Annotated in this window: 28 protein-coding genes and 1 tRNA gene; 14 read left to right on the top strand and 15 right to left on the bottom strand. The window is 62.7% G+C overall.

Annotated features, from left to right (window positions below; translation table 11 throughout):
* Positions 1–241: 241 nt before the first annotated feature.
* Positions 242–316: transfer RNA gene (locus GL300_RS20055), tRNA-Gln, on the bottom strand.
* Between the two features lie 96 nt (positions 317–412).
* Here GL300_RS20055 and GL300_RS20050 point away from each other — a divergent pair.
* Positions 413–1,624, top strand: coding sequence for a BaiN/RdsA family NAD(P)/FAD-dependent oxidoreductase (locus tag GL300_RS20050; RefSeq protein WP_155041468.1), 1,212 nt, complete (start codon positions 413–415; stop codon positions 1,622–1,624).
* Between the two features lie 7 nt (positions 1,625–1,631).
* Here GL300_RS20050 and kdsA read toward each other — a convergent pair whose 3' ends face one another.
* From kdsA to GL300_RS20035, 3 genes are read right to left on the bottom strand one after another with little or no spacing between them, the layout of a single operon-like run.
* Entirely contained in the window at positions 1,632–2,465 is an 834-nt protein-coding gene (kdsA, locus tag GL300_RS20045) for a 3-deoxy-8-phosphooctulonate synthase (protein ID WP_155041467.1), read from the bottom strand.
* Positions 2,462–4,198: a KpsE/RkpR family capsule polysaccharide export protein gene (locus GL300_RS20040; RefSeq protein WP_155041466.1), complete on the bottom strand. Its 1,737-nt coding sequence runs from the start codon at positions 4,196–4,198 to the stop codon at positions 2,462–2,464. Before GL300_RS20040 ends, kdsA begins: the two co-directional genes overlap by 4 nt.
* Positions 4,182–4,835 carry an ABC transporter ATP-binding protein gene (locus GL300_RS20035; protein ID WP_155041465.1) on the bottom strand — a complete coding sequence of 218 codons (654 nt, stop codon included), beginning with the start codon at positions 4,833–4,835 and terminating at the stop codon, positions 4,182–4,184. Before GL300_RS20035 ends, GL300_RS20040 begins: the two co-directional genes overlap by 17 nt.
* Before the next feature lie 201 nt (positions 4,836–5,036).
* On the opposite strand from GL300_RS20035, the gene GL300_RS20030 reads away from it, so the two are divergent.
* Positions 5,037–5,666: a uracil-DNA glycosylase family protein gene (locus GL300_RS20030; protein WP_155041464.1), complete on the top strand. Its 630-nt coding sequence runs from the start codon at positions 5,037–5,039 to the stop codon at positions 5,664–5,666.
* A complete protein-coding gene (locus GL300_RS20025) occupies positions 5,626–6,378 on the top strand; it encodes an SseB family protein (protein ID WP_155041463.1) in 753 nt (250 codons plus the stop codon). Before GL300_RS20030 ends, GL300_RS20025 begins: the two co-directional genes overlap by 41 nt.
* 84 nt (positions 6,379–6,462) lie before the next feature.
* Here GL300_RS20025 and mepK read toward each other — a convergent pair whose 3' ends face one another.
* Positions 6,463–7,023, bottom strand: a complete 561-nt coding sequence (mepK, locus tag GL300_RS20020; RefSeq protein ID WP_155041462.1) for a peptidoglycan L,D-endopeptidase MepK — start codon at positions 7,021–7,023, stop codon at positions 6,463–6,465.
* Between the two features lie 377 nt (positions 7,024–7,400).
* Between mepK and GL300_RS20015 the strand changes: the two genes are divergently transcribed.
* The 6 genes from GL300_RS20015 to GL300_RS19990 all read left to right on the top strand — a co-directional run bounded on the left by GL300_RS20015 (position 7,401) and on the right by GL300_RS19990 (position 13,069).
* Entirely contained in the window at positions 7,401–8,975 is a 1,575-nt protein-coding gene (locus GL300_RS20015; protein WP_343043132.1) for a L,D-transpeptidase family protein, read from the top strand.
* A gap of 25 nt (positions 8,976–9,000) precedes the next feature.
* Complete coding sequence (gene lpxD / locus GL300_RS20010; RefSeq protein ID WP_155041460.1) at positions 9,001–10,101, top strand: UDP-3-O-(3-hydroxymyristoyl)glucosamine N-acyltransferase; 1,101 nt, start codon at positions 9,001–9,003, stop codon at positions 10,099–10,101.
* A gap of 13 nt (positions 10,102–10,114) precedes the next feature.
* The gene (locus GL300_RS20005) at positions 10,115–10,375 is read left to right on the top strand and encodes an acyl carrier protein (protein ID WP_155041459.1); all 261 of its coding nucleotides are present in this window, start codon (positions 10,115–10,117) and stop codon (positions 10,373–10,375) included.
* Positions 10,376–10,512: 137 nt separating this feature from the next.
* Entirely contained in the window at positions 10,513–11,721 is a 1,209-nt protein-coding gene (locus tag GL300_RS20000) for a beta-ketoacyl-[acyl-carrier-protein] synthase family protein (RefSeq protein ID WP_155041477.1), read from the top strand.
* Between the two features lie 92 nt (positions 11,722–11,813).
* On the top strand, positions 11,814–12,677 hold the full coding sequence (locus GL300_RS19995; RefSeq protein WP_211595240.1) for a DMT family transporter: 864 nt from the start codon (positions 11,814–11,816) through the stop codon (positions 12,675–12,677).
* 68 nt (positions 12,678–12,745) lie between these two features.
* Positions 12,746–13,069, top strand: coding sequence for a 2Fe-2S iron-sulfur cluster-binding protein (locus GL300_RS19990; protein ID WP_155041458.1), 324 nt, complete (start codon positions 12,746–12,748; stop codon positions 13,067–13,069).
* Between the two features lie 27 nt (positions 13,070–13,096).
* Here the strand turns inward: GL300_RS19990 and GL300_RS19985 are convergent, their stop codons facing one another.
* The 5 genes from GL300_RS19985 to GL300_RS19965 all read right to left on the bottom strand — a co-directional run bounded on the left by GL300_RS19985 (position 13,097) and on the right by GL300_RS19965 (position 17,465).
* Positions 13,097–13,723 carry a TetR/AcrR family transcriptional regulator gene (locus GL300_RS19985; protein ID WP_155041457.1) on the bottom strand — a complete coding sequence of 209 codons (627 nt, stop codon included), beginning with the start codon at positions 13,721–13,723 and terminating at the stop codon, positions 13,097–13,099.
* An 81-nt stretch (positions 13,724–13,804) separates the two neighbouring features.
* Positions 13,805–15,625: a translational GTPase TypA gene (gene typA, locus GL300_RS19980; RefSeq protein WP_155041456.1), complete on the bottom strand. Its 1,821-nt coding sequence runs from the start codon at positions 15,623–15,625 to the stop codon at positions 13,805–13,807.
* An 86-nt stretch (positions 15,626–15,711) separates the two neighbouring features.
* On the bottom strand, positions 15,712–16,140 hold the full coding sequence (locus GL300_RS19975; protein WP_155041455.1) for a protein tyrosine phosphatase family protein: 429 nt from the start codon (positions 16,138–16,140) through the stop codon (positions 15,712–15,714).
* Positions 16,141–16,223: 83 nt separating this feature from the next.
* The gene (gph, locus tag GL300_RS19970) at positions 16,224–16,913 is read right to left on the bottom strand and encodes a phosphoglycolate phosphatase (protein ID WP_155041454.1); all 690 of its coding nucleotides are present in this window, start codon (positions 16,911–16,913) and stop codon (positions 16,224–16,226) included.
* Positions 16,914–17,465, bottom strand: a complete 552-nt coding sequence (locus GL300_RS19965; RefSeq protein WP_211595238.1) for a thioredoxin family protein — start codon at positions 17,463–17,465, stop codon at positions 16,914–16,916.
* A gap of 402 nt (positions 17,466–17,867) precedes the next feature.
* Between GL300_RS19965 and GL300_RS19960 the strand changes: the two genes are divergently transcribed.
* Positions 17,868–18,110, top strand: a complete 243-nt coding sequence (locus tag GL300_RS19960; RefSeq protein WP_155041452.1) for a BolA/IbaG family iron-sulfur metabolism protein — start codon at positions 17,868–17,870, stop codon at positions 18,108–18,110.
* 60 nt (positions 18,111–18,170) lie between these two features.
* The gene (gene grxD / locus GL300_RS19955; protein WP_155041451.1) at positions 18,171–18,533 is read left to right on the top strand and encodes a Grx4 family monothiol glutaredoxin; all 363 of its coding nucleotides are present in this window, start codon (positions 18,171–18,173) and stop codon (positions 18,531–18,533) included.
* Between the two features lie 53 nt (positions 18,534–18,586).
* Here the strand turns inward: grxD and GL300_RS19950 are convergent, their stop codons facing one another.
* The 3 genes from GL300_RS19950 to GL300_RS19940 all read right to left on the bottom strand — a co-directional run bounded on the left by GL300_RS19950 (position 18,587) and on the right by GL300_RS19940 (position 20,865).
* Positions 18,587–19,222 (bottom strand): phage holin family protein, encoded by a 636-nt coding sequence (locus GL300_RS19950; protein WP_155041450.1) that lies wholly within the window; start codon positions 19,220–19,222, stop codon positions 18,587–18,589.
* Between the two features lie 9 nt (positions 19,223–19,231).
* Positions 19,232–19,657, bottom strand: coding sequence for an ElaB/YgaM/YqjD family protein (locus GL300_RS19945; protein ID WP_155041449.1), 426 nt, complete (start codon positions 19,655–19,657; stop codon positions 19,232–19,234).
* A gap of 80 nt (positions 19,658–19,737) precedes the next feature.
* Positions 19,738–20,865: an aminotransferase class V-fold PLP-dependent enzyme gene (locus GL300_RS19940; protein ID WP_155041448.1), complete on the bottom strand. Its 1,128-nt coding sequence runs from the start codon at positions 20,863–20,865 to the stop codon at positions 19,738–19,740.
* Between the two features lie 155 nt (positions 20,866–21,020).
* On the opposite strand from GL300_RS19940, the gene GL300_RS19935 reads away from it, so the two are divergent.
* The 3 genes from GL300_RS19935 to GL300_RS19925 are packed head-to-tail and all read left to right on the top strand — an operon-like array spanning position 21,021 to position 24,390.
* Positions 21,021–21,725, top strand: coding sequence for a type 1 glutamine amidotransferase (locus GL300_RS19935; RefSeq protein ID WP_155041447.1), 705 nt, complete (start codon positions 21,021–21,023; stop codon positions 21,723–21,725).
* On the top strand, positions 21,722–23,083 hold the full coding sequence (locus GL300_RS19930) for a glutamine synthetase family protein (RefSeq protein WP_155041446.1): 1,362 nt from the start codon (positions 21,722–21,724) through the stop codon (positions 23,081–23,083). Before GL300_RS19935 ends, GL300_RS19930 begins: the two co-directional genes overlap by 4 nt.
* Positions 23,080–24,390 carry an NAD(P)/FAD-dependent oxidoreductase gene (locus tag GL300_RS19925; protein ID WP_155041445.1) on the top strand — a complete coding sequence of 437 codons (1,311 nt, stop codon included), beginning with the start codon at positions 23,080–23,082 and terminating at the stop codon, positions 24,388–24,390. Before GL300_RS19930 ends, GL300_RS19925 begins: the two co-directional genes overlap by 4 nt.
* 9 nt (positions 24,391–24,399) lie before the next feature.
* Here GL300_RS19925 and GL300_RS19920 read toward each other — a convergent pair whose 3' ends face one another.
* Together GL300_RS19920 and rpoZ are read right to left on the bottom strand one after the other, a co-directional pair.
* Positions 24,400–26,517: a RelA/SpoT family protein gene (locus GL300_RS19920; protein WP_155041444.1), complete on the bottom strand. Its 2,118-nt coding sequence runs from the start codon at positions 26,515–26,517 to the stop codon at positions 24,400–24,402.
* Positions 26,518–26,547: 30 nt separating this feature from the next.
* Positions 26,548–26,904, bottom strand: a complete 357-nt coding sequence (rpoZ, locus tag GL300_RS19915; RefSeq protein WP_155041443.1) for a DNA-directed RNA polymerase subunit omega — start codon at positions 26,902–26,904, stop codon at positions 26,548–26,550.
* Between the last annotated feature and the right edge of the window lie 26 nt (positions 26,905–26,930).

Below are 26,930 nucleotides of genomic sequence, written 5' to 3'. Positions count from 1 at the left end.
TCGATGGGCATGATGTGCCCAGACTGACCTGAAGGTGAACCGCGTCGCATTGGATCCGCACCGGGATCCGGCGCCGCCAGGTGTAGATCACGCCGCGGCGGAAGACGAAGTTGACGATGCCCATAGGGTGGCCCCTTCACGGTTGGGGCGTCATCACGTGATGGACAGTCATGGAGGGCATAGCCTGCCATTCCTGGCCCAAAACCGCCAAACTTCGTCGGATCAACTGGTTATGCTGAGTTGGCTGGGGCGGTAGGATTCGAACCTACGGTACACGGTACCAAAAACCGTTGCCTTACCACTTGGCCACGCCCCAACTCTGTGAGCGGGTATCTAGCCAAGGGGAAACCGGCGCGCAAGGGGCGATTGGAAAATTCTTGTGGAGAACTTCCCGGAAGTTTAAGCGCCCCAGATGGAACACGTGGATACGCTTATTCTTGGGGCCGGTGCTGCCGGTCTTTTTTGTGCCGGATCGATCATCGAGGCCGATAAAGGCAAACCCAAACAAAGGGTAATGGTCATCGACCACGCCCGCGCGCCGGGTGAAAAAATCCGAATCTCGGGCGGGGGGCGCAGCAATTTCACCAATCTCGCGGCACAGCGAGATCGCTTTCTGTCGCAGAACCCACGCTTTTGTGCCTCGGCGCTGGCGGGGTTCACTCCACAGGACTTCGTGGCCTTGGTCGATGCCGCCGGGATCGCCTGGCACGAGAAAACTTTGGGCCAGTTGTTCTGCGACGACAGTGCGCGCCAGATCATCGACATGCTGCTGCATCGGATGCGCGGCGCGGAGTTGTGGCTGGAAACTTCGGTGCAAGGGGTGTCGGCAGCCGAGGGTGGCTATCTGGTCGGGACCAGTCGCGGTCAGGTCAGAGCGAAGAATCTGGTGATCGCCACCGGCGGGCGCTCGATCCCCAAGATGGGCGCGACGGGACTGGGTTATGACATCGCGCGGCAGTTCGGGCTGCAACTGATCGAGCCGCGCGCGGGTCTCGTGCCGCTGACCTTTGCCGAGCAGGATCTGGACCTGTGCCGACCGCTGGCCGGGGTCTCGGTCGAGGCAGTGGTCAGCCACGGGCAGGGCCGCTCCGCGACGCGTTTCCGGGACGGTCTGCTGTTCACCCATCGCGGCCTTTCGGGTCCGGCGATCCTGCAGATTTCAAGTTTCTGGAAGCCCGGAGAAGAAATCTCGGTGGATCTGGCTCCGGATCTGGATCTGGCGGCGGCGCTGCGCGATCAGCGGGGGCAGGCGGGCAAGCAGGGCGTCGCCACCGCACTGGGGCGGCATTTGCCCTCGCGCTTGGCGGATGCCATTGCCGAGGAGATGGGTTTGAAGGCCGCAAGGCTGGCCGATCAGCCGAATACCAGCCTTACGAAACTGGCTGATCGGGTGAACCGTTGGCGCCTGCGCCCAGTCGGGTCCGAAGGCTGGCGCACGGCCGAGGTGACGCTGGGTGGGGTCGATACCCGTGACCTGAATGCCCGCGACATGCAGGCGCGCAACCAGCCGGGTCTGTATTTCATCGGCGAGGTCGTCGATGTGACCGGCTGGCTGGGGGGATACAATTTCCAATGGGCCTGGGCTTCGGCCCATGCCGCGGCGAAAGCGATCGCCGCGGCTTAAGGCTAAGTCAGCCCATCACCGGGTCGGACTTGGCCAGCGCATCGAACTGCATCAGCGAGGCGATCAGCGCGGGCATCTTGTCCAACTGGATCATGTTCGGCCCGTCCGAGGGGGCGTTGTCGGGGTCCTGATGGGTCTCGATGAACACCCCGGCGACGCCCAGCGACACCGCCGCCCGCGCCATGACCGGAGCGAATTCGCGTTGCCCGCCCGAGGAGCCGCCCTGACCTCCCGGTTGCTGAACCGAATGGGTGGCGTCCATGATGATCGGATAGCCGGTGCGCGCCATGATCGGCAGGCTGCGCATGTCGGCCACCAGCGTGTTGTAGCCAAAGCTTGCGCCGCGCTCGGTCAGCATGATGCGTTCGTTCCCGGTCGAGGCGACCTTCTGCGCGACATTGGGCATATCCCAAGGGGCAAGGAACTGGCCTTTCTTGATGTTCACCACAGCCCCGGTTTCACCGGCTGCAATCAGCAGGTCGGTCTGGCGGCAGAGGAATGCGGGGATCTGCAGGATATCGACGACCGAACCGGCCGCCTTGGTCTGCTCGATGTCATGCACGTCGGTCAGAACCGGGCAGCCGATCTGCGCGCGCACTTCTTCCAGCATGCGCAGACCTTCTTCGATACCTACGCCGCGACGGCCCGAAAGCGAGGTGCGGTTGGCCTTGTCGTAGCTGGCCTTGAAGACGAAACCCGCACCGGCGGCGGCACAAGCCGCTGCGACCTGTTCGGCGATCATCAGCGCGTGGTCCAGCGTCTCAAGCTGGCAGGGGCCGGCAATGATCGAAAGGGGCAGGTCGTTGCCGAAGGTGACATTGCCGGTTTTTACATGGGTCATGAAGATACCTGTTCACGCAGGATCGAGGCCGTGAGCGACAGCATCAGGTAGATGCCGGAGAAGATCAGGAAAGCCACGATCGTGTTCTGGAAAGCCTTGGGATAGGTCGCCTCGTCAGGGGCGACGGGGGCGACGGAAAGCGAAAGATAGCGGACTTGCTTATTGGCCTCAATCCGTGCCGTTTCCATCTGGGCGGCGGCGGTGGCCAGCAGTTCCTGCCGGGTGGCAAGATCGGATTCCGCGATGCGGATCTGGCCCGAGATCGTCGCCAGCGACCCACGGGCGGCACTGCCCTCGGTCAACTGGGAACGGGTTTCGGCCAACATCTGTTCAAGCCGGGAGATGTCGCCCTTGACGCCCTGCACACGGCTGCGGTTCGGGACGCGGTTTGCTTCAAGCTGGCCCAGTTCAAGCCGCTTGTCGGCCAACTGCCGTTCCAGCTCGGCGATATGGCCCATGACGACGCTGCTTTCCGCCATCGGATCAAGCACGCCCAGCTTTTCCTGCAGCTCCTGGACATGCATCTGGGCTTCCTTGACCTTCTTCTCGGCGTCCTCATAGCTTTCGATTGAGCCCTGCATCTGGTCGCCACGCAGTCGCGCGGTCAGTTGGTCGACCTGGCCTTCGGCATATTTGATCAGCGCCATCGAGAAGTCCTGGCTCTGCTTGGGATCGGGCGCGATGACCTCCATGTTGATCACGCCTTCGGTCGGATCGTAGCCGATTTTGACCGAATTCATGTACAGCTTGTAGGTCTGCTCATTGGTGGCATCAGGGGGCAGGCGCAGGATGGGATCGACCTTTTCATCCTGGAACGCCGTCTTGAACCCATGTTCGCGATCCAGCCGCATCATTGCATCGCGCGAGGTCAGGTAACTTTGCACCGAAACCGAGTCGGTATTCGTCGCCAGCGACGTGCCGCTGAACAGCCCGCCCAGACCCGATGGCGCGGCCTGATCGGCCTGCTGGATCTGGAACTGCGAATTTGTCGCGTAAAGCGGCGTCGCCACGTTGAAATAGTAGTAGCCCGCGATGATCGTCGGGATCCCCACCAGGGCGATCAGACGCGCGGCCAGCATCGTCAGCTTGCGACGACGGCGACGCGCAATGTCTTGCTGGATGCGGATGATCTCGGCGGCGCGCTTGTCCTCGGACAGCGCGTCGCGCGAGGGCAGCTTGGTCTGGCCCGGAAACTGGGTGGGCGCGATCGGCATGATTTCCGAGCCGCGCTTGCGAAGCTGACCGGGGGCTTGGGTCGGAACCGGCAGGCCGCGCTGATCGGTGGATTGCTGGGCGCGCGCGCCCTCGTCGGCGATGACCTGCCCGAGTGCCGCGCGATGGAACGGATCAATGCCGCGCTCGCGCAGAAGCACCACGGCCTCTTCATCGGTTTCCGCCTCGATTTCATGCATCGAGGCAATGCGCCGCGCCATGCGCAGTTGGCGCCCGGTCAAATTCTCGGCGCGGACGGCGGCGATGCGCTCATCCAGATCCGCCGGGGGTTCGGTGTTCGCAGGCCCAGTTGCGCCGGGAAAGCGCATATCGCCAAAACCGTCCTCTTCATTCGCAAAAAGTTTCGAGGGATCGTTGCCACCCCCGGTCGTCTCGTTACGCTTGCGCAATTCCACTTGAACCTTTCGTGCGGTCTCGACCGCTCCCGACTCGCGGGTGACCGCCAGAACAGATTCCTCGCGACTGATGCGAAAGACACGTGCCTTAGGCGGAGTAGTCATAATATTGCTTCGCCTCTTCGAGCGTTTCGAACTGGTAGAGCTTGCCGTCCCGCAAAACCGCGGCCGAGCTGCAGAATTTCTCGATCGTCGAGGCCTGGTGCGAAACGACCACGACCGTCGCGGATTTCAACCGATCATATAGCACCGATCCCGCCCGGCGGTTGAATTCGACATCGGTCGTGCCCGGCATCCCCTCGTCGATCAGGTAGACGTCGAATTCCAGCGCCAGCATCAGCGAGAAGGTGAACCGTGACCGCATCCCGGCGCTGTAAGTGCCGACGGGCATGTCGAAATATTCGTGGATATCAGTCAACCAGCGGCAGAATGCTTCGACATAATCCGGGTCCAGACCATAGATCCGGGCAATGAAACGGCAATTTTCATTAGCGCTGAGCTTGGGGGTGATGCCGCCCATGAAGCCCAGTGGAAAGGACACGCGGCAATCGATGCGGATCGTGCCCTCATCGGGTTTTTCAAGGCCGCACATCATGTTGATGATGGTCGTCTTGCCGGTGCCGTTCGGGGCAAGGATGCCCATCGAGCGACCGGGTTCCAACCGGAAGGACGCGCGGTCAAGGATCACCTTGCGCTGCGTACCGGTCCAGAAGGACTTGGAGACATTGTCGAATTCGATCATTCAGAAACCTCGGCGCCCGCCCGGAGCCAGCATGAGGGGGCAGGCATGGCTTAATCTCAAAGAGTAACCTCGACCGGGTTGTTCGCGCAAACGGGACAAGCGGACATTATGCGCGCAGCGATCCAGTGTCCACCTTGGCGCGGAAAAGCTTGCCACTTCGTGAAGATGCGCCACTTTCCCTGTCAGGGGGGCTGATGTGCAATGAAGCTGATCGATGACATCCGTGCCTGCCGCATCTGTGCCGCACGCTTTGCCGCAACGGCAACCGCGCATGCGCCGCGTCCGGTGGTCTGGTTCCAGCCCGGTGCCCGTATCCTGATCGCGGGGCAGGCACCCGGAATGCAGGTTCACCTGTCGGGGCGCCCCTTTGCCGATCGCTCGGGCGACCGGCTGCGGGACTGGATGGGAGTGGATGCGGACAGCTTCTATGACCAATCCCGGATCGCGATCGTGCCGATGGCCTTTTGCTTTCCCGGCTATGACGCCAAGGGCTCTGACTTGCCGCCGCCGCCGATCTGCGCCGCGACATGGCGTGCGCCGGTCATGGAGTTGCTGCATCCCCGACTGATCCTGCTGATCGGTGGTCATGCACAGCGATGGCACCTTGGCGATGCGGCCAAGGGTGGGGTGACGGAAACTGTCGCCGGGTGGCGCGATCATGCGCCGCGCATCTTTCCCTTGCCTCATCCGTCCTGGCGCAATACCGGCTGGCTCAAACGCAACCCTTGGTTCGAGGCCGAGCTGCTGCCCGTCCTACGCCGGACCGTTCAAACCATCCTGAGAGAGACCGATGACCCCACTGGATCTGCTTTGCCCCGTCCCCTTCCATGAGGCGAATCCGGCGCAGCGGGCCCGCATCCTGTCGCGCCTTGCCGATAGCGAGCTGTTCGCGGCCCTTGTCGAAGAACCTGCCGATGACCGGGTTGAGCTGCAGGTCTTTCCGCTGCCCGACGGTCCCGTGGCTCTGGCCTGCGATGCCGAGGATCGGCTGGCCGATTTCATCGGCGGGCCGGTGGCCTATCTGGGGCTGCCGGGCCGGGTGCTGGCGTCGGCACTGGCATCGGAAGGGCGCGGGCTGCTGGTCAATCCGGGGCATCCTTCGGAAATGCTGCTAGATACGGCGACGCTGTCCTGGCTGGTTCAGGCCTTGCAGGCCGAACCCAGCCTTGCCCCGGATGAGGCCCCGCGCAGCATCCGTGCGCCGCAGCCCGAGGTGGTGCGCGCCCTCGCCGAGCCGCTTTCGACTCGCTTGGGCGATATGGTCGGACTGGTCGATTCCGCAGCACTGGTCGCGACCGAATGGGCGAATGGCCGGCAGAACCACACGCTGCTGCTGAAGGGGGTCGAGGAATCGCGTCGCCCGGCCTTGGCCAAGGCTTTTGCCGAATTACTGGCCTTCCTGCCCGAAATCGAAGGCGGCGCGGATATCGGGTTTTCCGATTCGGCACATCCGGCGGTTGCGCTGGTCCTTGAGCCGCCAGCTCCGATCGAACCCGAGCCCGTGCCGCAGCGTGATCCGAACGCCCCGCCGCGCCTTCGCTGAGCGCGATTTACCCCGCAAAACGCAAAAACCCGCCCCAATGGGGCGGGTCTTGGCGTGATCGCGCGAAAGTGAAAGTTCGCGAGATCAGGCGCCCCAGTGGCGCACCGGACCGCAGTCCATATGCACGAAGTTCGAGCGCGAGTACTTGCCGACGCCACCCGCCGAGCAGGCAGCAGCAGCACGATACATCTGCGAGACCGAGCGCGATTTCAGGCGCATGTCCGCAGCTTTTCCGACCATGTGGAGCGAGTTGCGCGCCACACCCGAGGACCGCGAACGCAGCATGGCGTTGGTCTTGGGCGAGCGGTAGCCCGACAGCATCATGTAGGGCTCGTTGGTTTGCAGCAGCCTGTGCGAGGCGGCCGCGATGTCGACGGTGCGCGGGTCGACCCCGATCACCTGGCCCGTGCGCCAGTCGCGCATGAACACGTTGATTTCATTCAGGGCGTCGCGGATATACTTGCCATCGACCCAGTAGACAGTGTCGATGCTTTCCCCGGTACGTCCCGAATACATGCGGATGCGGCGAATGTCGCCAGCGCCGCGGATCAGACCGAAGGCATTGGCCATAACTGGCGCAGCTGCCACAGTCGTCGCCGCGAACACGCCAAGGATGCCGCGACGCGAAATAGATTCAAACGTCATGTCAGATCGCCTGTCCTGCTTCGTTTGTTATTTCCGGCGTTGCCGGCTGTCCCGATTTAGACGGAACTGTTTAACAATATGTCACCAGCCTGAGAGCCGAGGAAAGCTTTTGATTCCTCATGCAGCGAACTCTTGCCATTCTCGGCAAAAATCCGCCGACCGAACAGTGAAACCTTAATCTTGTTGACGGATTGTGGATGCGCCGTGCTCCGCCTGCATCACCTGCGCGGCAAATCTGTCACGCCTTCTGGACCTCCCGGGTCGGGAATGGCACAGAATCCAGACAAGGGAATGGGAATTTAGTGGTCATGGGCTCCGGGTTGATTCGCTCTTTGGTTGTGGTTGGGCTTGTGGCATTCGGAGGCGCGGGATGGTCCGTGCCAGCGCATGCGCAGGGTCTGGAAGCGGCGTCGATGGCGGCGTTGCCCGCGCCGCGACTGATTTTCTCGCAAGAGGAAATGGAACTGGCCCAAGCGGTGGCCGCCTCGCCGGGGCTGGCCGATTTCTATGGCTCGAACGGGCTGAAGCCGATCTTTCTGGGGGCCGAAGGCGCGCCGCGTCGCGCCGCCCTGATCGAGGCGATCAGTGCCGCCTCCAGCCACGGCCTGCCGCCTGCGCGCTATCACCGGGGCAGGCTGCAACAGCTGGACGGGCAGGGCGACCAGTCGCTACAGGCCGAGCTGGCCTTCGCCCGCAACTTCGTGCGCTGGACACAGGATCTGACCGGCGGGCTTCTGGATCCGCGCAAGGTCGATTCTGGCATCAAGCGCAGCGTTGCGCGCAGCAGCACCGGCAAACTCATGCGCGACTTCATGCAGGCGCCCGATCCTCAGGCCTGGCTGGCCGGGCTTGCGCCGCGCGACCGTGATTATCTGGCCCTGCAGGACGCGCTCAGCGGCATGTCCCGTCTGGCGGCCCCCGCAGGCACGCCCGCCGTGCCCAAAGGCAGCTGGCGCGAAGGCGACGGGGGGGCTGGCGTGGCCAAGCTGCGCGAGAGGCTGGCCGCGATCGGGTTCGACAGCATCCCGACCTCAGACCCGGAAATCTTTGACGCGCCGCTGGTGCAGGCCGTTGCCGAGTTTCAGGACGCGGCAGGCCTGCCCGCCGATGGCGTGGCCGGACCTCAGACGGTGGCGCGGCTCAATCGCGGTGTCGGCCCCGAGGCCAAGGGTATCCTTGTCGCTCTGGAGCGGATGCGCTGGATGCACGGCCATGACATGAACGACCGGCTGGTTTGGGTGAACCTGCCGGCTTATACCGCCGAGATCCGCGAAAACGGCGAAACCGTTTTCTCGACCAAAGTGGTGATCGGCAAGGATGAGGCGACCCACGAGACGCCCGAATTCACCGAGGACATGAAATACATCGTGGCCAATCCGCGCTGGAATGTGCCGCGCTCGATCACGGTCAAGGAATACCTGCCGCGGCTGCAGGCCAATCGCAATGCGGTCGGCCATATCGACGTGGTCGACCGCGCTGGCAACGTGATCTCACGCGACCGGATCGACTTCCGCAAGTATACCGCCTCGAACTTCCCCTATCGGATGCGGCAGAAACCCAGCGATGACAATGCGTTGGGTGTGGTCAAGTTCCTGTTCCCGAACCCGTGGAACATCTATCTGCACGACACGCCGACCAAGCACCTGTTCAATGAATCGCGCCGCGCCTATTCGCATGGCTGCATCCGGGTCGGACGGCCGCTGGATCTGGCGCATGAGCTGATGCAGGGTCAGTTCAATAACCCCGAAGCCACCTTCTCGAAGGCGCTGTCCTCGGGGCGCGAGGCCTATCTGAACCTGACCAAGCCACTGCCGGTGCATCTGGTCTATTTCACCGCCTTCCCCGATGAGGATGGCAGGATCCGCCGTTATCCCGATATTTACGGGCGTGACGCCGCTGTCTATGCGGCACTGGTCAAGGCCGGGCTGGAATCTGCGGGACGGGGCAACTAGATCATCCCCAACAAAGGGGAGAAAGATGACACTCACCATCGCGGAACTGGCTCGGGCGCTGGACGCCCGTTTCTGGGGGGACGGCAGCTTGGCCGTCCGTGGCGCGGCAGAAGCCGGATTGGCGGACGAGGGCCAGATATCGCTGGCCACCGCACCGGCCTATGCCGAAAAGCTGGCACCGGGCAGCATGGCCATCATCGCCGAGGATATGGACCCCGAGGCGCTTGGTCTGAGCGCCGCAATCCTTGTGCGCAGGCCACGAGTGGCAATGGCCAGCCTGACACGGGCCTTTGACCAGGGGCCGGATTTCCCGCCCGGCATCCACCCGACCGCCGTGATCGATCCCAGCGCCGAGATTGGCGAGGGCGCATCCATCGGGCCTTTCGTGGTGATTGGCGCGCGCGTGCGACTGGGCGCGGGGGCGAAAATCGGCTCTCATGTCAGTATCGGGCGCGACACCGTCATAGGGGATCAGGCGCTGTTCCATCCCGGCGTCCGCGTCGCACATGAGGTGGTGATTGGTGACCGGGTGATCCTGCATCCCGGCGTGTCCATCGGTGCAGATGGATTTTCCTTTGTCACCCCCGAGAAATCCGGCGTCGAACAGATCCGTGAGACCCTGGGAGAGCGTGGCGACATCCGCGAACAGCACTGGACCCGCATCCATTCGCTGGGCGGGGTCGAGATCGGCGACGATGTCGAGATCGGCGCAAACAGCACCATCGACCGTGGCACCATGCGCGCGACCCGGATCGGGCGCGGTACCAAGATCGACAACCTCGTGCAGGTCGGCCACAATTGCGTAGTGGGCGAGGATACCATGCTGTGTGGTCTGGTCGGCATCGCCGGATCGACCCGGATCGGCAACCGCGTGGTTCTGGGCGGTCAGGTCGGGGTCTCGGACAATATCTTTGTCGGCGATGATGTGATCGCCGGGGGTGCGACCAAGATCTTTACCAACGCTCCGGCAGGGCGGGTGCTGCTGGGCAGCCCCGCGGTCAAGATGGAAACCCATGTCGAGGCGCAAAAAAACATCCGCAGGTTGCCAAGACTTTACGCGCAGGTGGCGGAGCTTCGTGAAACTGTTAAGAAGTTGATGGAAAAGCGCTCCGACGAAGAGAGCTGAATGGAGGCCCAAGATGACAGATGTCCGTGACCGTATCATCCAGATCATCGCAGATCAGGCGATGCTGGACCCTGCCGAGCTGAAGCCCGACATGTCGCCTCAGGATATCGGCATCGACAGCATGGGACTGGTGGAATCGATCTTTGCCATCGAGGAAGAATTCGACATCTCGGTTCCATTCAATGCCAATGAGCCCGAAAGTTCGGATTTCGATGTCTCGACCCTGGGTTCGATCATCAACGCAGTCGAGAAGCTGGTCGCTGAAAAGGCATGAACGCCAAGAAAAGCAAGACTGAAAAGGACGCCAAATCAGAGCGTAAGACCGAAAAGGTCAAAGGAAAGATGAAGTCCGCGACCAGCCGGGCGCGGAATATGCTGGGGCGGGTGATCATGGGGCGGCATGCCAATGGCATGCACCGCGTGGCCATCACCGGCATGGGCACGATCAATGCGTTGGGGCGCGACGTGCCCTCAACCTTCGAAGCCATGCGCGAGGGACGCTGCGGCATCGGCCCACTGGATTTCCGCGATGTGGACCGGCTGGCGGTACGGATCGGCGGGCAGGTGCGCGATTGGGACGCCGAAGCCTATTTCAACCGCCAGCAGATCGTCCTTTATGACAAGTTCACGCAGTTCACGCTGCTGGCTGCCCGCGAAGCTGTCGAGCAATCCGGGCTGACCTTTGACGGCGAATTGGGCCTGCGTTCCGGCGTCATCCTTGGCACGGCGGCAGGTGGCATGAACACCTGGGACGAAAATTACCGCACCGTCTACGAAGAGGGCAAGAACCGGGTCCATCCCTTCGTCGTCCCGAAACTGATGAACAACGCCGCAGCCTCGCATCTGAGCATGGAATACGGGCTGATGGGCCCCAGCTTTACCGTGGCCACGGCCTGCGCCAGTTCCAACCACGCGATGGGCATGGCCTTCAACATGGTCCGTTCCGGCGCGGCGACAGCGATGCTGACCGGCGGCTCCGAGGCGATGCTGTGCTTCGGCGGCGTCAAGGCATGGGAGGGGTTGCGCGTGATGTCGAAGGACGCCTGCCGGCCGTTCTCGGCCACCCGCAACGGCATGGTTCAGGGCGAGGGCGCAGGCGTCTTTGTCTTTGAGGACTGGGAACACGCGGTGGCGCGCGGGGCCGATATTCTGGCCGAGGTCGTGGGCTTTTCCATGTCCGCGGATGCGCAGGACATCGTCATGCCCTCGGCCATCGGGGCCGAACGCGCGATCACCGGGGCCATGCTTGATGCGCAGCTTCGCCCCGAGGAAATCGGCTATATCAACGCCCATGGCACCGGCACAGCCGCCAATGACAAGACCGAGTGCGCCGCGGTGGCCCATGCCTTTGGACCTCATGCTGACCGGCTGATGATGTCCTCGACCAAGTCCATGCACGGCCATCTGATCGGCGGCACCGGCGCGGTCGAGCTGCTGGCCTGCATCATGGCGCTGCGTGACGGGATCATCGCGCCGACCATCGGCTATGAAGAACCCGACCCCGAATGTGCGCTGGACGTCGTCCCGAATTTCGCACGCGAGGCGCGGGTCGAGGCGGTCCTGTCGAACGCCTTCGCCTTTGGCGGGTTGAACGCCGTCATCGCATTGCGCCGGGTCTGATCCCGGCGCTTGCCACGGCCCGCGCGAACTGTATGACTGTGCCGGATTTTTCGGCAGGTCAGGGCAGGGGCATGGGCAATCAGGCGGCGGTGATGGACAAGACGAGCGGGCGGGAGTTCTGGCTGGGGCTGGGCTGGATGGCACTGAGCATGTCGTCCTTCATCGCCATGTCGGTCGGCTCGCGAGAGCTGGCGCAAACGCTGTCGATTCGGCAGGTGCTGTTCTTTCGCGCGCTGGTCGGGCTGTTCGTCATCGCGCCGTTCCTGCCGCGGCTTTGGCCCGAACTGCGGCAAATGCGAAGCTTGAAGCTGCACTTGCTGCGCAATTTCGTCCATTTTACCGCACAGTATTTCTGGACGATCGGCGTGGTGCTGTTGCCCTTGGCCTCAGTCTTTGCGCTGGAGTTCACCGCGCCGATCTGGGTCGCGTTCTTTGCCTGGGGCATTCTGGGCGAAAAGCTGACCCGTGCCCGCATTTTGGCGAATATCGGCGGCTTCATCGGCGTTCTGGTGATCGTCCGTCCGGGGTTCGAGGTCATCGACCCGGCGGCGGGTCTCGTGCTGCTGGCGGCTGTGGGCTATGGGCTGTCGCTGGTGCTGGTCAAGCGCCTGACGCGGGATTGCTCGCCTGCCGCCATCGTGGTCTGGATGATTCTGATCCAGTTGCCGCTGGGCCTGGCGGCGGCGTTGACCGACTGGCGGCCGGTCCATATGACCGACATCCCGTGGATGCTGGTCGCCGGGGCAGGGGCGCTGAGCGCGCATTTCTGCATGGCGCAGGCACTGCAGCGGCTGGAGGCCTCGATCATCATGCCCGTCGACTTCCTGCGCGTGCCGCTGGCCGCGATCGCAGGCTATCTGCTGTATCATGAGCGGGTCGATCTGTTCGTGTTTCTGGGCGCGGCGATCATCCTTGGCTCGAATTTTCAGGCAATGCGAGCCGAGCGTCGGGCCTGAGCGCCCGAAGGTCTTTTCACCCCCGCACCTTTGTCCTATCTGCGGTGGAAATCCCAAGGAAGGCACCCATGGCCAAGATCACCTATATCGAGCACAACGGCACCGTCCATGAAATCGACGTCAAGCCCGGCATGACCGTCATGGAGGGCGCGCGCGACAATGGCGTGCCCGGCATCGACGCGGATTGCGGCGGCGCCTGCGCCTGTTCGACCTGCCACGTCTATATCGCCCCCGAATGGGTCGAGCGCCTGCCGGCGAAAGACCCGATGGAGGAGGACATGCTGGACTTCGCCTATCAGCCCGACCCGGCCCGCTCGCGCCTGACCTGCCAGATCAAGGTGACCGAGGATCTGGACGGCTTGGTCGTCAACCTGCCCGAACGCCAGATCTAAACCGCATTATACGCGCAGTTTGCGGATTCAAGCTGCCTGCGCTGTACCGGTGACCAACAGATTGTCGATGAGATAGCCAAACATCTCATCGGCGATCTGGACCACGGGCCGCGGGTCATCGCTTAACCATGGCTCGGTTTTGCGGTTCAAAAGCAGGACATTCGCGCCCTTCACCACACACAGGATGACCAACAGAATCGGTGCCAGATCGGCCTCGTGCCGGATCAGGCCCAGATCGCGCATCTCGCGCAGCTTGCGTTCGAACAGGTCGCGCATCGACATGGTGAAACGGTAAAGCGTGCTGCCCTCGGCCATGGGCCGGTTCAGCCCGTCGACAATCACGCGAAACAGGGCAGGGTTGAGACTGGCCCAGATGGCATAGCTGCGCGCCAGACTGCGCAACTGTGCATCCGGCTTGACCGATCCCGAATGCACCACGCCCTGACGCAGCGAGTCATTCAGCAGGGCAATGCCCTGATAGATCAGTCCTTCGCGCAGATTTTGCAAAGAGCCGAAGATCCCGCTGACATCTTCCAGCGGAACCTCGGCCAGCTCGGCCAGTTCGGCCAAGGTTGCGGGCATCGACCCGGTCGCCTCTAGGCGGGCCAGAGCTGCCTCGATCAGGGTCTGATAAAGATTGCCTTCGCCCGGCATGTATCCACCCCCGAAAACCGTCAGGCGGATTCTATACCACAGCCCCGCCAAGGCGGAGCTGTGTTTCTGGTCAGGTGAAGATCAGCCTTCGGCGCGGGCCTGACGCTTGCGCTCATGCGGGTCGAGGTAGCGCTTGCGCAGGCGGATGTTCTTGGGCGTCACTTCGACCAGCTCATCATCGTCGATATAGGCGATGGCTTCTTCCAGCGACATGCGCACCGGCGGCGTCAGGCGAACGGCCTCGTCCGTGCCCGAGGCGCGGACGTTGGTCAGTTTCTTGCCCTTCAGCGGGTTCACTTCCAGATCGTTGTCGCGCGAATGCTCGCCAATGATCATGCCCTGATACAGCTGCTCTTGCGCGCCGATGAACATCTTGCCGCGCTCTTCAAGGTTCCACAGCGCATAGGCGACGGAAACGCCGTCCTCCATCGAGATCAGGACGCCCTGACGACGGCCCTGAATCGGACCCTTGTAGGGGGCCCAGCTGTGGAAGATGCGGTTCAGCACGCCGTTGCCGCGCGTGTCGGTCATGAACTCGCCCTGATAGCCGATCAGGCCGCGCGACGGGACATGGGCGACGATGCGGGTTTTGCCGACGCCTGCGGGCTTCATCTCGACCAGATCGCCCTTGCGGGTCCCGGTCAGCTTGTCGATGACAGCGCCGGTATATTCGTCGTCAACGTCGATGATGGCTTCTTCGATCGGCTCGTGACGAACGCCGTCAATGTCCTGGAAGATCACGCGCGGACGCGAGATCGACAGCTCGAAACCTTCGCGGCGCATGTTCTCGATCAGCACGCCCATCTGAAGTTCGCCACGGCCCGAAACGACGAAGGCATCGCCGCCGGGGGTGTCTTCGACCTTGATCGCGACGTTGGTTTCGGCCTCTTTCATCAGGCGCTCGCGGATAACGCGCGACTGCACCTTGTTGCCATCGCGGCCAGCCAGCGGGCTGTCGTTGATGCCAAAGGTGACGCTGATGGTCGGCGGATCGATCGGCTGGGCGGGCAGGGCGGTTTCGATCTCAAGCGCGGTCAGCGTGTCGGCAACGGTGGCTTTCGACATGCCGGCGATGCTGACGATGTCGCCGGCAACGGCTTCGTCGATCGGCGCTTGCGTCAGGCCGCGGAAGGCCAGAACTTTCGAGATGCGGAACTGCTCGATCCGCTCACCATCGCGCGACAGCGCTTTGATGGTGTCGCCGGCTTTCGCGCGGCCAGCTTCGACGCGACCGGTCAGGATGCGGCCGATGAAGGGGTCCGAACCCAGCGTGGTGGCCAGCATCTGGAAGGGCTCGTCCTGACGGGCGACCTGCTTGGGGGCCTCAACGTGACGCAGAACCATGTCGAACAGGGCCGACATGTCCTTGCGATCGCCTTCCAGGGTCTCGTCGGCCCAGCCGCCAATGCCCGAGGCGTAAAGATGCGGGAAATCAAGCTGCTCGTCATTCGCGCCAAGGTTCGCGAACAGGTCAAAGACCTGATCCAGCGCCTGATCCGGCTCGGCTGCCGGCTTGTCGACCTTGTTCAGCACGACGATGGGCTTCAGACCCAGCGCCAGCGCCTTGGAGGTCACGAATTTCGTCTGCGGCATCGGGCCTTCGGCTGCGTCGACCAGCAGGCAGACGCCGTCGACCATCGACAGGATGCGCTCAACCTCGCCGCCGAAATCGGCGTGGCCGGGGGTGTCGACGATATTGATGCGGGTGCCTTTCCATTCCACCGAGGTGGCTTTGGCAAGGATGGTGATGCCGCGTTCACGCTCGATGTCGTTGCTGTCCATCGCGCGTTCCGCGACGGCTTGGTTTTCGCGGAAAGAGCCCGACTGTTTCAACAGCTGGTCGACCAGGGTCGTCTTGCCGTGGTCAACGTGGGCGATAATCGCAATATTGCGGATGTCCATGAGAGCTGGCCTTTGGAATGAAGTTGCGGCCCCCGTAACGCAAGGGGGGCCGAAACGCCAGTCTCAATCGCGCCGAAGCGCGTGGATCAACGCCCGCGTGTGGCGATGGAATCGATCAACGGGAGGATGCCCGACAGATCATAGCCCGCCCGTGCCGCGGTTTCGAGCAGTTCCGCAGTCGGCTCATCACCGGCGCGGCTAAGCGCCCAAAGCACGGTCGAACGGTTGCCCGAACGACAATAGGCGATCTTGCGGCCGGGCAGGGCCAGTGCCTCGGCCTGGGCCTCGACCATGTCCGGGGTGATCTGGCCGGGATTGAAGGGAATCGCGCGATATTCCATGCCCGCAGCTTCGGCGGCTAGGCGCATCGCCTCGCCATCCTCATCGGGACCGACCTCGGCATCGGGGCGATTGTTGATCACGACGCGGAAACCCTCGGCGGCAAGCGCGGGCAGGTCTTCGGGCCGGATTTGCGGCGAGACCGAAAGTTCGGGGGTAAGCGGGCGCAGGTCCATTCGGGGCTCCTTGGGTTCCGTCGGGTGCGTTATTCTGCCCGACGGATCGTTTTCTTTGGCCGCTCTGTCAAGAGAGGCGGCGATCACGCGCGGGCGATCTCGGCATGGTCCTCGATCAGGCCGGGAAGTTCGGCAAAATCGTCGAAGCGCGCGGTGTGATACATCTCGGAAGGATCAGATTTGCGATAGCCGCGCGTGAACAGCAGGAACGGTACGGCAGTATTCTGCGCGCATTCCGCGTCGAATTCGCTGTCGCCGACGTAAAGGCCAAGGGGTTTCGCCGGATCGGCGCCAAGCGCGGCAAAGGCGGCGCGCAGCGGTGCGGGATCAGGCTTGCGCTGCGGCAGGGAATCCCCGCCGATCACGGCACTGAACAGGCCGGTCAGACCGAAATGTTCCAGCAGCGCACGGGTCGGGCGCAGCGGCTTGTTGGTGCAGACACCCAAGGGATGCCCGCGATCGGCCAGCGTGCCAAGCACCTCGGCGACATTCGGGTAAAGCCGGGTCAGCGCCGTCGCGTCGTGGTAGCGGGTCATGAAGGATGCGACCAGATCGCGATGCGCCTCGGGCGCAAGGCCAGCGGCGGCGATGACGCGTTTCCACAGCAGGTCGACACCGCCGCCGATGAAGCCGCGCACCTGATCCAGTGTCAGCGGCGCCACATGGTTCAGGCGCAGCACGGCGTTGACAGTGGCATGGATGTCGGGCGCACTGTCGATCAGCGTGCCATCAAGGTCGAAGACCACGGGGCAAGGCGCAAGGCAAACATTCATTCAGGATCTCCACTTGATCGAGCAGCCCATGGACGCGATCTGCTCGCGCGGACCTTGCCCGGTTTCTGCGATTTGCACCATGGCCTCGAACAACTCGCGTCGGGCATCGGGTTCGGCGGCGGTCCGACGCGAACTGTCGAAGCGGCCGCGATATTGCAGCTGAAGCTGCGCGTTGTAGCCAAAGAAGTCTGGCGTGCATTGCGCGTCATAGGCGCGCGCCACGTCCTGGCTTTGGTCGTACAGATAGGGAAAGGTGAAGCCGTGCTTCCGGGCCTCGATCGCCATGTGCTCGGGGCCGTCCTGGGGATATTCGGTCACGTCATTGGCCGAGATCGCGACGACACCAATTCCCAGCTTCTGCAGTTCCGCCGCGTCACGGGCGATGCGGTCGATGATCGCCTGAACGTAGGGGCAATGGTTGCAGATGAACATGACCAGCGTACCGCGTGTGCCGGCGATCTGCGACAGGCTGAACGGATGGCCGTCAGGATCGGGCAGAAGGAAATCCGGCGCAGGGGCGCCAAAATCGCAGACGGGTGGAGTAACGGCCATCAATTTTCCTTTCGCAGCGATCCGGTGACTTGTGAAAACAAGCCAGAAACTTCCGTGACTTAGTCGCAAGATCAAGACGAAAACGCGGGAAATTTCGGATTGTGGCAGATATGAAATAACCATAATTTAACATAATACTGATTATTGTTGTTCTGGATTGGTCGATTTCCGTGGTGGATTTCACCCCTTTTTGCTGAGAATCCGCCCCATTTCCTCCTTGGCTCGCGAATATCGTCCGGAACGTGTTGAGAACAAGCTTTATGTCATGGAAGCGCCAATCTGGACGATTTTCCGGGCAATCTACAACTTTTGCAGGATTTGCGACTTTCCGCCGCCTTGGGCGCATCTTGCGGGCCGCAAAGGCTTCCCCTACATCTTCATCATCATTTGAAAGGACCAACCATGGCGATGGAAGCCCAGGACATCGAAGCGCTGATCCGTGCAGCCTTCCCTCAGGCACGCATTTCAATCACCGACCTTGCCGGTGACGGAAATCACTATGCTGCCGAGGTGATCGACGAGAGCTTCCGTGGCCTGAACCGCGTCCAGCAGCAGCGTGCCGTCTATGCCGCGCTTCAAGGCAAGATGGACGGCCCGCAAGGCGAACTGCATGCGCTGGCCCTGACGACCAAGGCCCCCGAGTAAGACCGCGCGATTGCGCTGCGGCCCTCCGCAGTCGGCGCATGAGGAAAAAGGAAGACCCAGATGACGGACATTCGTCAGAAGATCCAGGACACCATCGACGGCACCGATGTCGTGCTGTTCATGAAGGGCTCGAAGGAAATGCCGCAATGCGGTTTCTCCAGCCGGGTTGCTGGCGTCCTGAACTACATGAATGTGGAATACCGCGACGTTGACGTGCTGAAGGATGCGGACATCCGTCAGGGCATCAAGGACTTCTCGGACTGGCCGACGATCCCGCAACTGTACATCAAGGGCGAATTCGTCGGTGGCTGCGACATCATCACCGAGATGACGCTCTCGGGCGAGCTGGACCAGTTGTTCGACAAGGCCGGTGTCGCCTATGACAAGGACGCGGCGAACAAGATCCGCGAAGCCAACGCCTGATCTCATCAGGTTTTATCAAGAAAGCCCCGTAAGTTACGGGGCTTTCTTTATTTTCAGGCTTCGTCCTGGTCGTGCCTGCCGCGCAATCGCGAGGCCAGTGTGATCCCCACCGCCAGAACGCCAAGGATGGGCGCGACGGTGGCGCTTCGTGACGGACCGGCATCTGGATCCGAAGCAAAGCCAAAGCGTCGCGCCGCCTGGTCGCCCAGATTGCGGGCTGCGCCATAGACCCGCGCCTCGGCCTGATCCGCCGCCAGATTGGCGCGGTAGCCCAGATTGTCAGCAACCGCATGGACCTTGTTCTCGGCCAGATCCATGACTTCACCGGCTTTCAGCTTGGCGCGGTCCAGTGCGGCGTCCGCAGCATCGGAAACCTTGGTGACGGCAGTGTTGGCCATCAGGTTCAGCTGCTGCTCGACCTCGATCTTCAGTTCATCCGTGCTGGGAACCGGGTGCCGTTCGACCCGTGCCACGGATAGAACGATCAGGCCCAGAACCGTCAGCACTCCACCGATCGCCAGCGAGGCAGCCATCGGACCCCAGCCCAGATGATGGGCCAACCAGGTCCACAGAGCGGCAAGCAGGAACCCTGCCCCGATCGTCAGGACAACCCCTGCCCCGACCGCCAGCCCCGCGCGGCGCATCTTGTCCGAGGCAGCAAGCTGCATGTTCCTGGCAAAGACGAACATGACCGGTCCTTAGCGGCGCGCGACGATCAGGCCAAGCAGGAAGCCGACACCGACAGCGATGCCAAGCGCCTGCCCCGGATTGCGGCGGACCATCACGGTCAGATCGTCGTAATAGTCCTCGGCATAGGCCGCGGCGTCGCCGGCGCGGCGCTCGCCTTCGCGATAGATGCGGCGGGCTTCGTCGCGTGCATGTTCGGCATATTCCGAACCCTTGCTGCGCGCGCCTTCATAGTATTCGCCGCCACGCTTGCGCGCGCTGTCAACGAATTCGGCCCCTTTCTCAAGGGCCGAACCCAGCAGTTCGGATCCACGTGCTTTTGCGCTTTCGGCAGCATCTGCGGCGTCATCCGCCGCACGGCGAGCCTCGCGGCCGATATCCTCTGCGGCGCGGCGGGCTTCGGCCTTCAGGTCGTTCGTCGGGTCATGATTCGGCATCGGTCTGTCCTTTCGAAGTGAACTTCCTGTTCACGAACCCAACGTCCACAGAAGGCGATCGTTCCCGTCCCTGCCCTGCCCTACAGCACCGCGTCGAAGCCGGGACGCAGTCGATCCAGCGTGCCCTCGACATCCTTCAGCTTGTCCAGACCGAACAACCCGATGCGGAAACTGCGAAAATTCTCACCCTCGCCTACCTGCAGCGGCACGCCCGCGGCGATCTGGTAGCCCTCGGCAAGAAACCGCTTGCCGTTCTGGATCTCGGGCTCGTCGGTGTAGCAGACGACGACGCCCGGCGCGGCAAAACCATCCGCCGCGACCGAACGCAGACCCCGGCTGGCCAGCTCGGCCCGGACGGCATTCCCCAGCCGCCATTGCGCGTCGCGGGCGGCGTCAAAGCCCAGATCGCGGGTTTCCTCCATGGCGTCGCGCAGGCCCAGAATGGCATCGGTCGGCATGGTGGCATGATAGGCATGCCCGCCATCCTCATAGGCCTTCATGATCGCGCGCCACTTTTTCAGGTCCAGCGCGAAGCTGTTCGACGTCGTCTGCTCAAGCTGCTCGACCGCGCGCTGGGACAGCATCACCATCCCCGCCGAGGGCGAGGCCGACCACCCCTTTTGCGGGGCCGAGATCAGCACATCCACCCCCGTCGCCTGCATGTCGACCCAGATCGCACCCGAGGCGATGCAGTCCAACACCATCAGCGCGCCCACCTCATGCGCGGCATCCGCAATGGCCTTGATATAATCGTCCGGCAGGATCATCCCCGCGGCTGTTTCGACATGCGGGGCGAAAACCGCGTCGGGTCGCGTTTCAAGGATACGGGCCACGACATCCTCGACCGGCGCGGGGGCGAAGGGCGGTTTCGCCTCATTGCCCAAGGGACGCGCCATCATCACCGTGGTTTCGCGCGCAAAGCCGCCCGTCTCGAAGATCTGGCTCCAGCGGAAACTGAAGAAGCCGTTCCGGACGATCAGCGCATGGGCGTCGCGTCCGAACTGGCGGGCGACAGCCTCCATCGCGCAGGTGCCGCCGCCGGGGACCAGCGCCACGGCCTCGGCCTTGTAGACTTCGCGCAGGGTGGCCGAGACATCGCGCATGACATGCTGATATTTCTGCGACATGTGGTTCAGCGAGCGGTCGGTGAAGACAACCGAGAACTCCTGCAGGCCATCGGGATCGACATCGGGGCGCAGTCCGGCCATGGGGTTTTCCTTTCCTCCTAAGGATTTGCCGCAAAGCCTAGCCTGCCCTTTTGCGCATCGCCAGCCCCACCGGACCGATCCCAAACCAAGGAAGGGGGACTTGTCCGGGCCGTGCCGCCCGACTACCTTTGAGTCGCACAATCAACAGGCCAATCATGCGCATCGGCATCCTGAAATGCGGTCAGTCGCCCGAACTTCTTCGCGGCGAACTGGGCGATTACGACTCCATGTTCGAAAAACTGCTCGCCGGACGCGGTTTCGAATTTTCCAGCTACCATGTCGAGAACATGGAATTCCCCACCAGTGTCCACGACGCCGAGGGCTGGCTGCTGACCGGCTCGCGTCACGGTGCCTATGAAGATCACGACTTCATTCCCCCGCTGCAGGAATTCATCCGCAAGGCCTATGCCGATCACGTGCCGCTGGTCGGCATCTGCTTTGGCCACCAGATCATCGCCCAGGCCATGGGCGGCAAGGTGATGAAATATCCGGGCGGCTGGTCGGTCGGCGCGCAGGATTACGTTTTCGGAGACGAAAAGATCACCCTGAACGCCTGGCATCAGGATCAGGTCGTCGAACGCCCCGAAGCTGCGCAGATCGCGGCCTCCAGCGAGTTTTGCGAAAATGCCGCGCTGGTCTATGACGACCGCGCCTTCACCGTGCAGGCGCATCCCGAGTTCCGCGATGAATTCGTCGAGGGCCTGATCGAGACCCGCGCCAAGGGCGTCGTCCCCGATACGCTTCTGGATGCCGCCCGCGCCCGCATGGGATCGTCGCTGCAATCGGCCAGCATTGCCGACCGGATCGAGATTTTCTTCAAGACGCCCCGCGCCGCGTTGCGCAAACAAGGTGCCGCATGAAACCCCATTGGATCGAAGACGCCCCGCAGGCCGCGCAGGACTATGTCGAAGGCCGACGTCTGGACGAGATCGAATGCATTGTCGCCGACATTGCGGGTGTGGCGCGGGGCAAGGCCATGCCTGCCTCGAAATTCGCGCATCAGGAACGGTTCTACCTGCCAAACTCGATCTTTTTGCAGACGATCACCGGTGACTGGGCCGACAACCCTTCGGGGGCCTTCACCGAACCGGACATGATCCTGACGCCGGATTTCTCGACCGCCACCGCCGCACCCTGGACGGCGGATGTGACGCTGCAGGTCATCCATGACGTGTCGAACCAGCAGGGCGAACCCGTCCCCACCGCGCCAAGGAACGTGCTGAAGCGCGTGCTCGATCTCTACCGCCAGAAAGGCTGGAAGCCGATCGTCGCGCCGGAAATGGAATTTTTCCTTGTCGCGCGGAATATCGACCCGAACCAGCCGATCATTCCGCCGATGGGCCGTTCCGGCCGCCGCGCCGCCGCGAAACAGGCCTATTCGATGTCTGCGGTGGACGAATACGGCAAGGTCATCGACGACATCTATGACTTCGCCGAAGCACAGGGTTTCGAGATTGACGGCATCCTGCAGGAAGGCGGCGCCGGTCAGGTAGAGATCAACCTGAACCACGGCGACCCGGTGCATCTGGCCGACCAGATCTTCTACTTCAAGCGCCTGATCCGCGAGGCCGCCCTGCGCCACGACTGCTTCGCCACCTTCATGGCCAAACCCATCGAGGATGAGCCCGGCAGCGCCATGCATATCCACCATTCGGTGGTCAGCCTTGAGACCGGGCGGAACATTTTCTCGGACGACAAGGGACACGAGACCCCGGCCTTCATGCATTTCATCGCGGGGATGCAGAAACACCTGCCGGCCGCGGTGGCGTTGCTGGCGCCCTATGTCAACAGCTATCGCCGCTATGTTCCTGATTTTGCAGCACCAATCAACCTTGAATGGGGTCGCGACAACCGGACAACGGGCCTGCGCGTGCCAATTTCGGGCCCCGAGGCGCGGCGGATCGAGAACCGGTTGGCAGGGATGGATTGCAACCCCTATCTGGGCCTCGCCGCCAGCCTCGCCTGCGGCTATCTGGGCCTGCTGGAGCAGGAAAATCCGCGCGCCGAATGCTTGGGCGACGCCTATGTCTCTCAGGATGAGGATCTGCCCTACAACCTTGGCGACGCGCTGGATCTGATGGACGAAGACCAAGCCATGCGCGAGGTGCTGGGCAGCGAATTCATCGATGTTTACCAGGCTGTGAAGCGCAATGAATACAAAGAGTTCCTGCAAGTCATCAGCCCGTGGGAACGTGAACATTTGCTGCTAAACGTATGAACTTGCTGCATTCCAACGACCGGCTGGGGGAGTATCCCCCCAGCCTTTACGCCGCGACGCGCGACCAGCTTGCGCCCTTTCCTGCGCTCAAGGGCGAGGCGCAGGCAGATGTCGTGGTCATCGGCGCTGGTTATACGGGCCTGTCTGCCGCACTGCATCTGGCCGAGGCCGGGCGGCGGGTCATTGTGCTGGAAGCCCATCGCGTCGGATTTGGGGCCTCGGGGCGCAATGGCGGACAGCTTGGTTCGGGTCAGCGGCTTGAGGTCGATGATCTTGAGAAAATGGCCGGACGCGAGGCCGGACGCCGACTATGGGATCTGGCCGAAGAAGCCAAACGCCTAACCCGCGATCTGGCCGTGCGCGCGGGCGTTTCCGTCGTGGATGGGGTCGCCCATGCCTTCCGTAAACCCGACGAATTCAGCCATGCCAAGGCCATGTCCGAGAAACTGGCCCGCGATTACGATTATGCGCAGGTCGAGCCGCTGGACCGCGACGCCTTTCGCGCCATCCTGCCCTCGGAGGCCTATGTCGCTGGCGAACTCGACCACGGCGCGGGGCATCTGCATCCCTTGAACCTGAGCTTGGGCATGGCCCGTCTGGCGACTGCCGCCGGAGCGACGATCCATGAGCTTTCCGAGGTTACCTCGATTCAACACGGCAAAACCGCGGGTCAGAAGACGACGGTGACGACGGCGGGCGGGCGTGTGACCTGCGATCAGCTGATCCTTGCCGCCAATGGTTATCTGGGCAATCTGGAACCCAAGGTCGCGGCCCGCGTCATGCCGATCAACAACTTCATCGTCGCGACCGAGCCTTTGGGCGCGCGTCGTGCCGAGGTGCTGACCCGCGACATTGCCGTCCATGACACGAAATTCGTGGTGAACTACTGGCGGCTTGATCCCGAGGGTCGCCTGATCTTTGGCGGCGGCGAGAATGTCAGTTACAGCTTCCCCTCAGATATTGCCGCCAAGGTGCGGAAACCACTTCTGGAAATTTATCCTAGCCTTGCGGATGTGAAACTCACCCATGCCTGGGGCGGCACGCTGGCGATCACCATGAACCGGATGCCGTGCTTTATCCGGCCTGCGCCGAATTGCCTGTCGGCCAGCGGCTATTCCGGACATGGCCTCGCGATTGCGACCTTGGCGGGCAAGTTGATGGCGCAGGCGGTTCAGGGCCAATCCGAGGGTTTCGAGACCATGGCCGCCCTGCCCTCACCGGCCTTTCCCGGCGGCGCGATGCTGCGCTGGCCGATGCTGGTCGCCGGCATGTCGTGGTATTCGCTGCGCGACCGACTGGGGATCTAAGCGGCGGATCTAGTCCAGATTGGCCGACGGGTCGCGGATGCGCGCGACCTGCGCCACGTCCTGCTCGGCCTCAAGCGCGGTCAGCAGGGCGTGCAGATGCTCGCTGTCGCGCAACTCGACCTCGATCCGCAAGCGGTAGAAATCCGGCTTGCGGTCAAGGAATTCCAGATCCGAGATATTCGCACCCTGCCCGCCAATCAGCGTGCAGATCCGGCCCAACACGCCCGCATCATGGCGAATGGTCAGCGACAGAAGCGTCGAATAGGCCGGAGGATGCTGCCCCTCGCGCCAATGCAGGTCGACCCAGCGATCCGGGCTTTCTTCATATTCGGCCAGAACCGGACAATCGATGGCATGGATGACCACGCCCTTACCGCGATAGGTGATGCCGACGATCCGTTCGCCCGGCAGCGGATTGCAGCACGGCGCGCGCGTGAATTCCTGATCAGCCTCAAGCCCGGCGACGGCGCGCTTGGCGTCGATCTCGCTGCGCTTGGCCGCAAGTTCGGGATATAATGCGGACAAGACCTCATGGGCCGAGATTTCGGCAGAACCGATCCGGGCCAGAAGTTCGTCCGTATCCTGCAAGGCCATGGTCCGTGCAGCGGTGCGCAGCGCCTTATCCGTCACGCGGCGGCCGACATGTTCGAATGCCACGCGGATCAGTTCCGAGCCCAGCCGGATGAAACGCGAGCGATCCTCTTGGCGCAGGCTGCGGCGGATCGCGGCCTTGGCGCGACCGGTCACGACAATATCCAGCCATGTCGGCTGCGGGCGCTGACCGGATGCCGCGATGATCTCGACCGATTGGCCGTTCTTCAGCCGCGTCCATAGCGGCACGCGGATGCCGTCCACTTTCGCGCCGACGCAGCTATTGCCCAGCCGCGTATGGATCGCATAGGCAAAATCGATCGGCGTCGCGCCTTTCGGCAGCGGGATCACATCGCCCTTGGGCGAGAAACAGAAGACCTGATCCGAATACATCTCAAGCTTCACATGCTCGAGGAATTCGTCGTGATCTTCCTCGCCGAAGCGTTCGGTCAGGCTGGCGATCCACTCGCCCGGATCGACGGCAAAGGGGTTCTCGGTCCGCGCGCCATCGCGATAGGCCCAATGCGCGGCCACGCCGGATTCAGCAACCTCATGCATCTGGCGGGTGCGGATCTGCACTTCGACCCGCTTGCCGTCACGCCCCGAAACCGTGGTGTGGATAGAGCGATAGCCGTTGGCCTTGGGCTGGCTGATATAATCCTTGAACCGACCCGGCACAGCACGCCAGCGATGATGAATCACGCCAAGGGTGCGGTAGCAGTCGGCCTCGCTTCGGGTGATAATGCGAAAACCATAGATGTCGGACAGGCGCGAGAAGCTCAGCTGCTTTTCCTGCATCTTGCGCCAGATGCTGAACGGGCGCTTGGCGCGGCCATAGACATCGGCCTCGATCCCCTCGCGCTCCAGCTCGGCGCGGATATCGGCGGTGATCTTGGGGATCACATCGCCGGAATCGCGCTGCAGGCTGACGAAGCGGCGGATGATCGAGTTGCGGGCCTCGGGATTGATGACCTTGAAGGCCAGATCCTCAAGTTCCTCGCGCATCCATTGCATGCCCATGCGACCGGCCAGCGGCGCATAGATGTCCATGGTCTCGCGCGCCTTCTGCGACTGCTTCTCGGGGCGCATGGACTTGATCGTGCGCATGTTATGCACACGGTCGGCCAGCTTCACTAAAATCACGCGAAGATCGCGCGACATCGCCATGAAAAGCTTACGGAAATTCTCGGCCTGCTTGGAGTGCGTGCCGGAAAGCTGCAAGTTGGTCAGCTTGGTCACGCCATCGACCAGATCGGCAATCTCGCGCCCGAACATCTGCGCCACCTCGGCCCAGGTCGAGCGAGTGTCTTCGATCGTGTCGTGCAGAAGTGCGGTGACGATGGTCGCGTCGTCCAGCCGCATCTCGGTCAGGATGGCGGCGACGGCGATGGGATGGGTGAAATAGGGTTCGCCGGAATGGCGAAACTGACCCTCGTGCATCCGGCGGCCATATTCATAGGCGTCGCGGATCAGATCCGAGTTGGTCTTGGGGTTATAGTTGCGAACAAGCGCGATGAGGTCTTCGACGTCGATCATTTCAGCCGAAGACCCCGCGATTCATTAGCCTCAGCCGCGGCCCTGCGCTTCCAGCATCATGCGAAGCATGCGCTCTTCCGACTCTTCGTCGGCGGGCTTGGGGCGGTCGATTTCAGCGCCAAGCAGCAGCGCCATCGCGTCCTCTTCGGGCTCATCGACCTCGATCTGGGTCTGGGTCGCCTCGATCATGCGCTCGCGCAGATCATCAACCGGCTGGGTCTCGTCTGCGATTTCGCGCAGGGCGACGACGGGGTTCTTGTCGTTGTCGCGGTCGATGGTCAGCTGGCTGCCGGACGCGATCTCGCGGGCGCGATGCGCGGCGAGCATAACAAGATCAAAACGGTTCGGAACCTTGTCGACGCAATCTTCGACTGTCACGCGGGCCATCGGTCACCTTTGGCTTGGAATCGGGG

The organism is Paracoccus litorisediminis (assembly GCF_009711205.1).
Taxonomy (GTDB): domain Bacteria; phylum Pseudomonadota; class Alphaproteobacteria; order Rhodobacterales; family Rhodobacteraceae; genus Paracoccus; species Paracoccus litorisediminis.
The sequence above is the reverse complement of the archived record's forward strand: the minus strand, read 5'-3'. Positions and strand labels throughout refer to the sequence as shown.

Bases quoted from the DNA above. Each gene is read 5' to 3' on its own strand.
- GL300_RS19950 (WP_155041450.1), bottom strand. From the start codon at position 19,222: ATGTTCGTCTTTGCCAGGAACATGCAGCTTGCTGCCTCGGACAAGATG.
- GL300_RS20005 (WP_155041459.1), top strand. From the start codon at position 10,115: ATGACAGATGTCCGTGACCGTATCATCCAGATCATCGCAGATCAGGCG.
- grxD (WP_155041451.1), top strand. From the start codon at position 18,171: ATGACGGACATTCGTCAGAAGATCCAGGACACCATCGACGGCACCGAT.
- mepK (WP_155041462.1), bottom strand. From the start codon at position 7,023: ATGACGTTTGAATCTATTTCGCGTCGCGGCATCCTTGGCGTGTTCGCG.
- kdsA (WP_155041467.1), bottom strand. From the start codon at position 2,465: ATGACCCATGTAAAAACCGGCAATGTCACCTTCGGCAACGACCTGCCC.
- GL300_RS20030 (WP_155041464.1), top strand. From the start codon at position 5,037: ATGAAGCTGATCGATGACATCCGTGCCTGCCGCATCTGTGCCGCACGC.
- GL300_RS19935 (WP_155041447.1), top strand. From the start codon at position 21,021: ATGCGCATCGGCATCCTGAAATGCGGTCAGTCGCCCGAACTTCTTCGC.
- typA (WP_155041456.1), bottom strand. From the start codon at position 15,625: ATGGACATCCGCAATATTGCGATTATCGCCCACGTTGACCACGGCAAG.
- GL300_RS19990 (WP_155041458.1), top strand. From the start codon at position 12,746: ATGGCCAAGATCACCTATATCGAGCACAACGGCACCGTCCATGAAATC.
- rpoZ (WP_155041443.1), bottom strand. From the start codon at position 26,904: ATGGCCCGCGTGACAGTCGAAGATTGCGTCGACAAGGTTCCGAACCGT.
- GL300_RS19930 (WP_155041446.1), top strand. From the start codon at position 21,722: ATGAAACCCCATTGGATCGAAGACGCCCCGCAGGCCGCGCAGGACTAT.
- GL300_RS19960 (WP_155041452.1), top strand. From the start codon at position 17,868: ATGGCGATGGAAGCCCAGGACATCGAAGCGCTGATCCGTGCAGCCTTC.
- GL300_RS19940 (WP_155041448.1), bottom strand. From the start codon at position 20,865: ATGGCCGGACTGCGCCCCGATGTCGATCCCGATGGCCTGCAGGAGTTC.
- GL300_RS19985 (WP_155041457.1), bottom strand. From the start codon at position 13,723: ATGCCGGGCGAAGGCAATCTTTATCAGACCCTGATCGAGGCAGCTCTG.
- GL300_RS20025 (WP_155041463.1), top strand. From the start codon at position 5,626: ATGACCCCACTGGATCTGCTTTGCCCCGTCCCCTTCCATGAGGCGAAT.
- lpxD (WP_155041460.1), top strand. From the start codon at position 9,001: ATGACACTCACCATCGCGGAACTGGCTCGGGCGCTGGACGCCCGTTTC.
- GL300_RS19920 (WP_155041444.1), bottom strand. From the start codon at position 26,517: ATGATCGACGTCGAAGACCTCATCGCGCTTGTTCGCAACTATAACCCC.
- GL300_RS19965 (WP_211595238.1), bottom strand. From the start codon at position 17,465: ATGGCCGTTACTCCACCCGTCTGCGATTTTGGCGCCCCTGCGCCGGAT.
- GL300_RS19975 (WP_155041455.1), bottom strand. From the start codon at position 16,140: ATGGACCTGCGCCCGCTTACCCCCGAACTTTCGGTCTCGCCGCAAATC.
- GL300_RS20035 (WP_155041465.1), bottom strand. From the start codon at position 4,835: ATGATCGAATTCGACAATGTCTCCAAGTCCTTCTGGACCGGTACGCAG.
- GL300_RS19995 (WP_211595240.1), top strand. From the start codon at position 11,814: ATGGACAAGACGAGCGGGCGGGAGTTCTGGCTGGGGCTGGGCTGGATG.
- GL300_RS20050 (WP_155041468.1), top strand. From the start codon at position 413: ATGGAACACGTGGATACGCTTATTCTTGGGGCCGGTGCTGCCGGTCTT.
- GL300_RS20040 (WP_155041466.1), bottom strand. From the start codon at position 4,198: ATGACTACTCCGCCTAAGGCACGTGTCTTTCGCATCAGTCGCGAGGAA.
- gph (WP_155041454.1), bottom strand. From the start codon at position 16,913: ATGAATGTTTGCCTTGCGCCTTGCCCCGTGGTCTTCGACCTTGATGGC.
- GL300_RS19945 (WP_155041449.1), bottom strand. From the start codon at position 19,657: ATGCCGAATCATGACCCGACGAACGACCTGAAGGCCGAAGCCCGCCGC.
- GL300_RS20000 (WP_155041477.1), top strand. From the start codon at position 10,513: ATGCACCGCGTGGCCATCACCGGCATGGGCACGATCAATGCGTTGGGG.
- GL300_RS19925 (WP_155041445.1), top strand. From the start codon at position 23,080: ATGAACTTGCTGCATTCCAACGACCGGCTGGGGGAGTATCCCCCCAGC.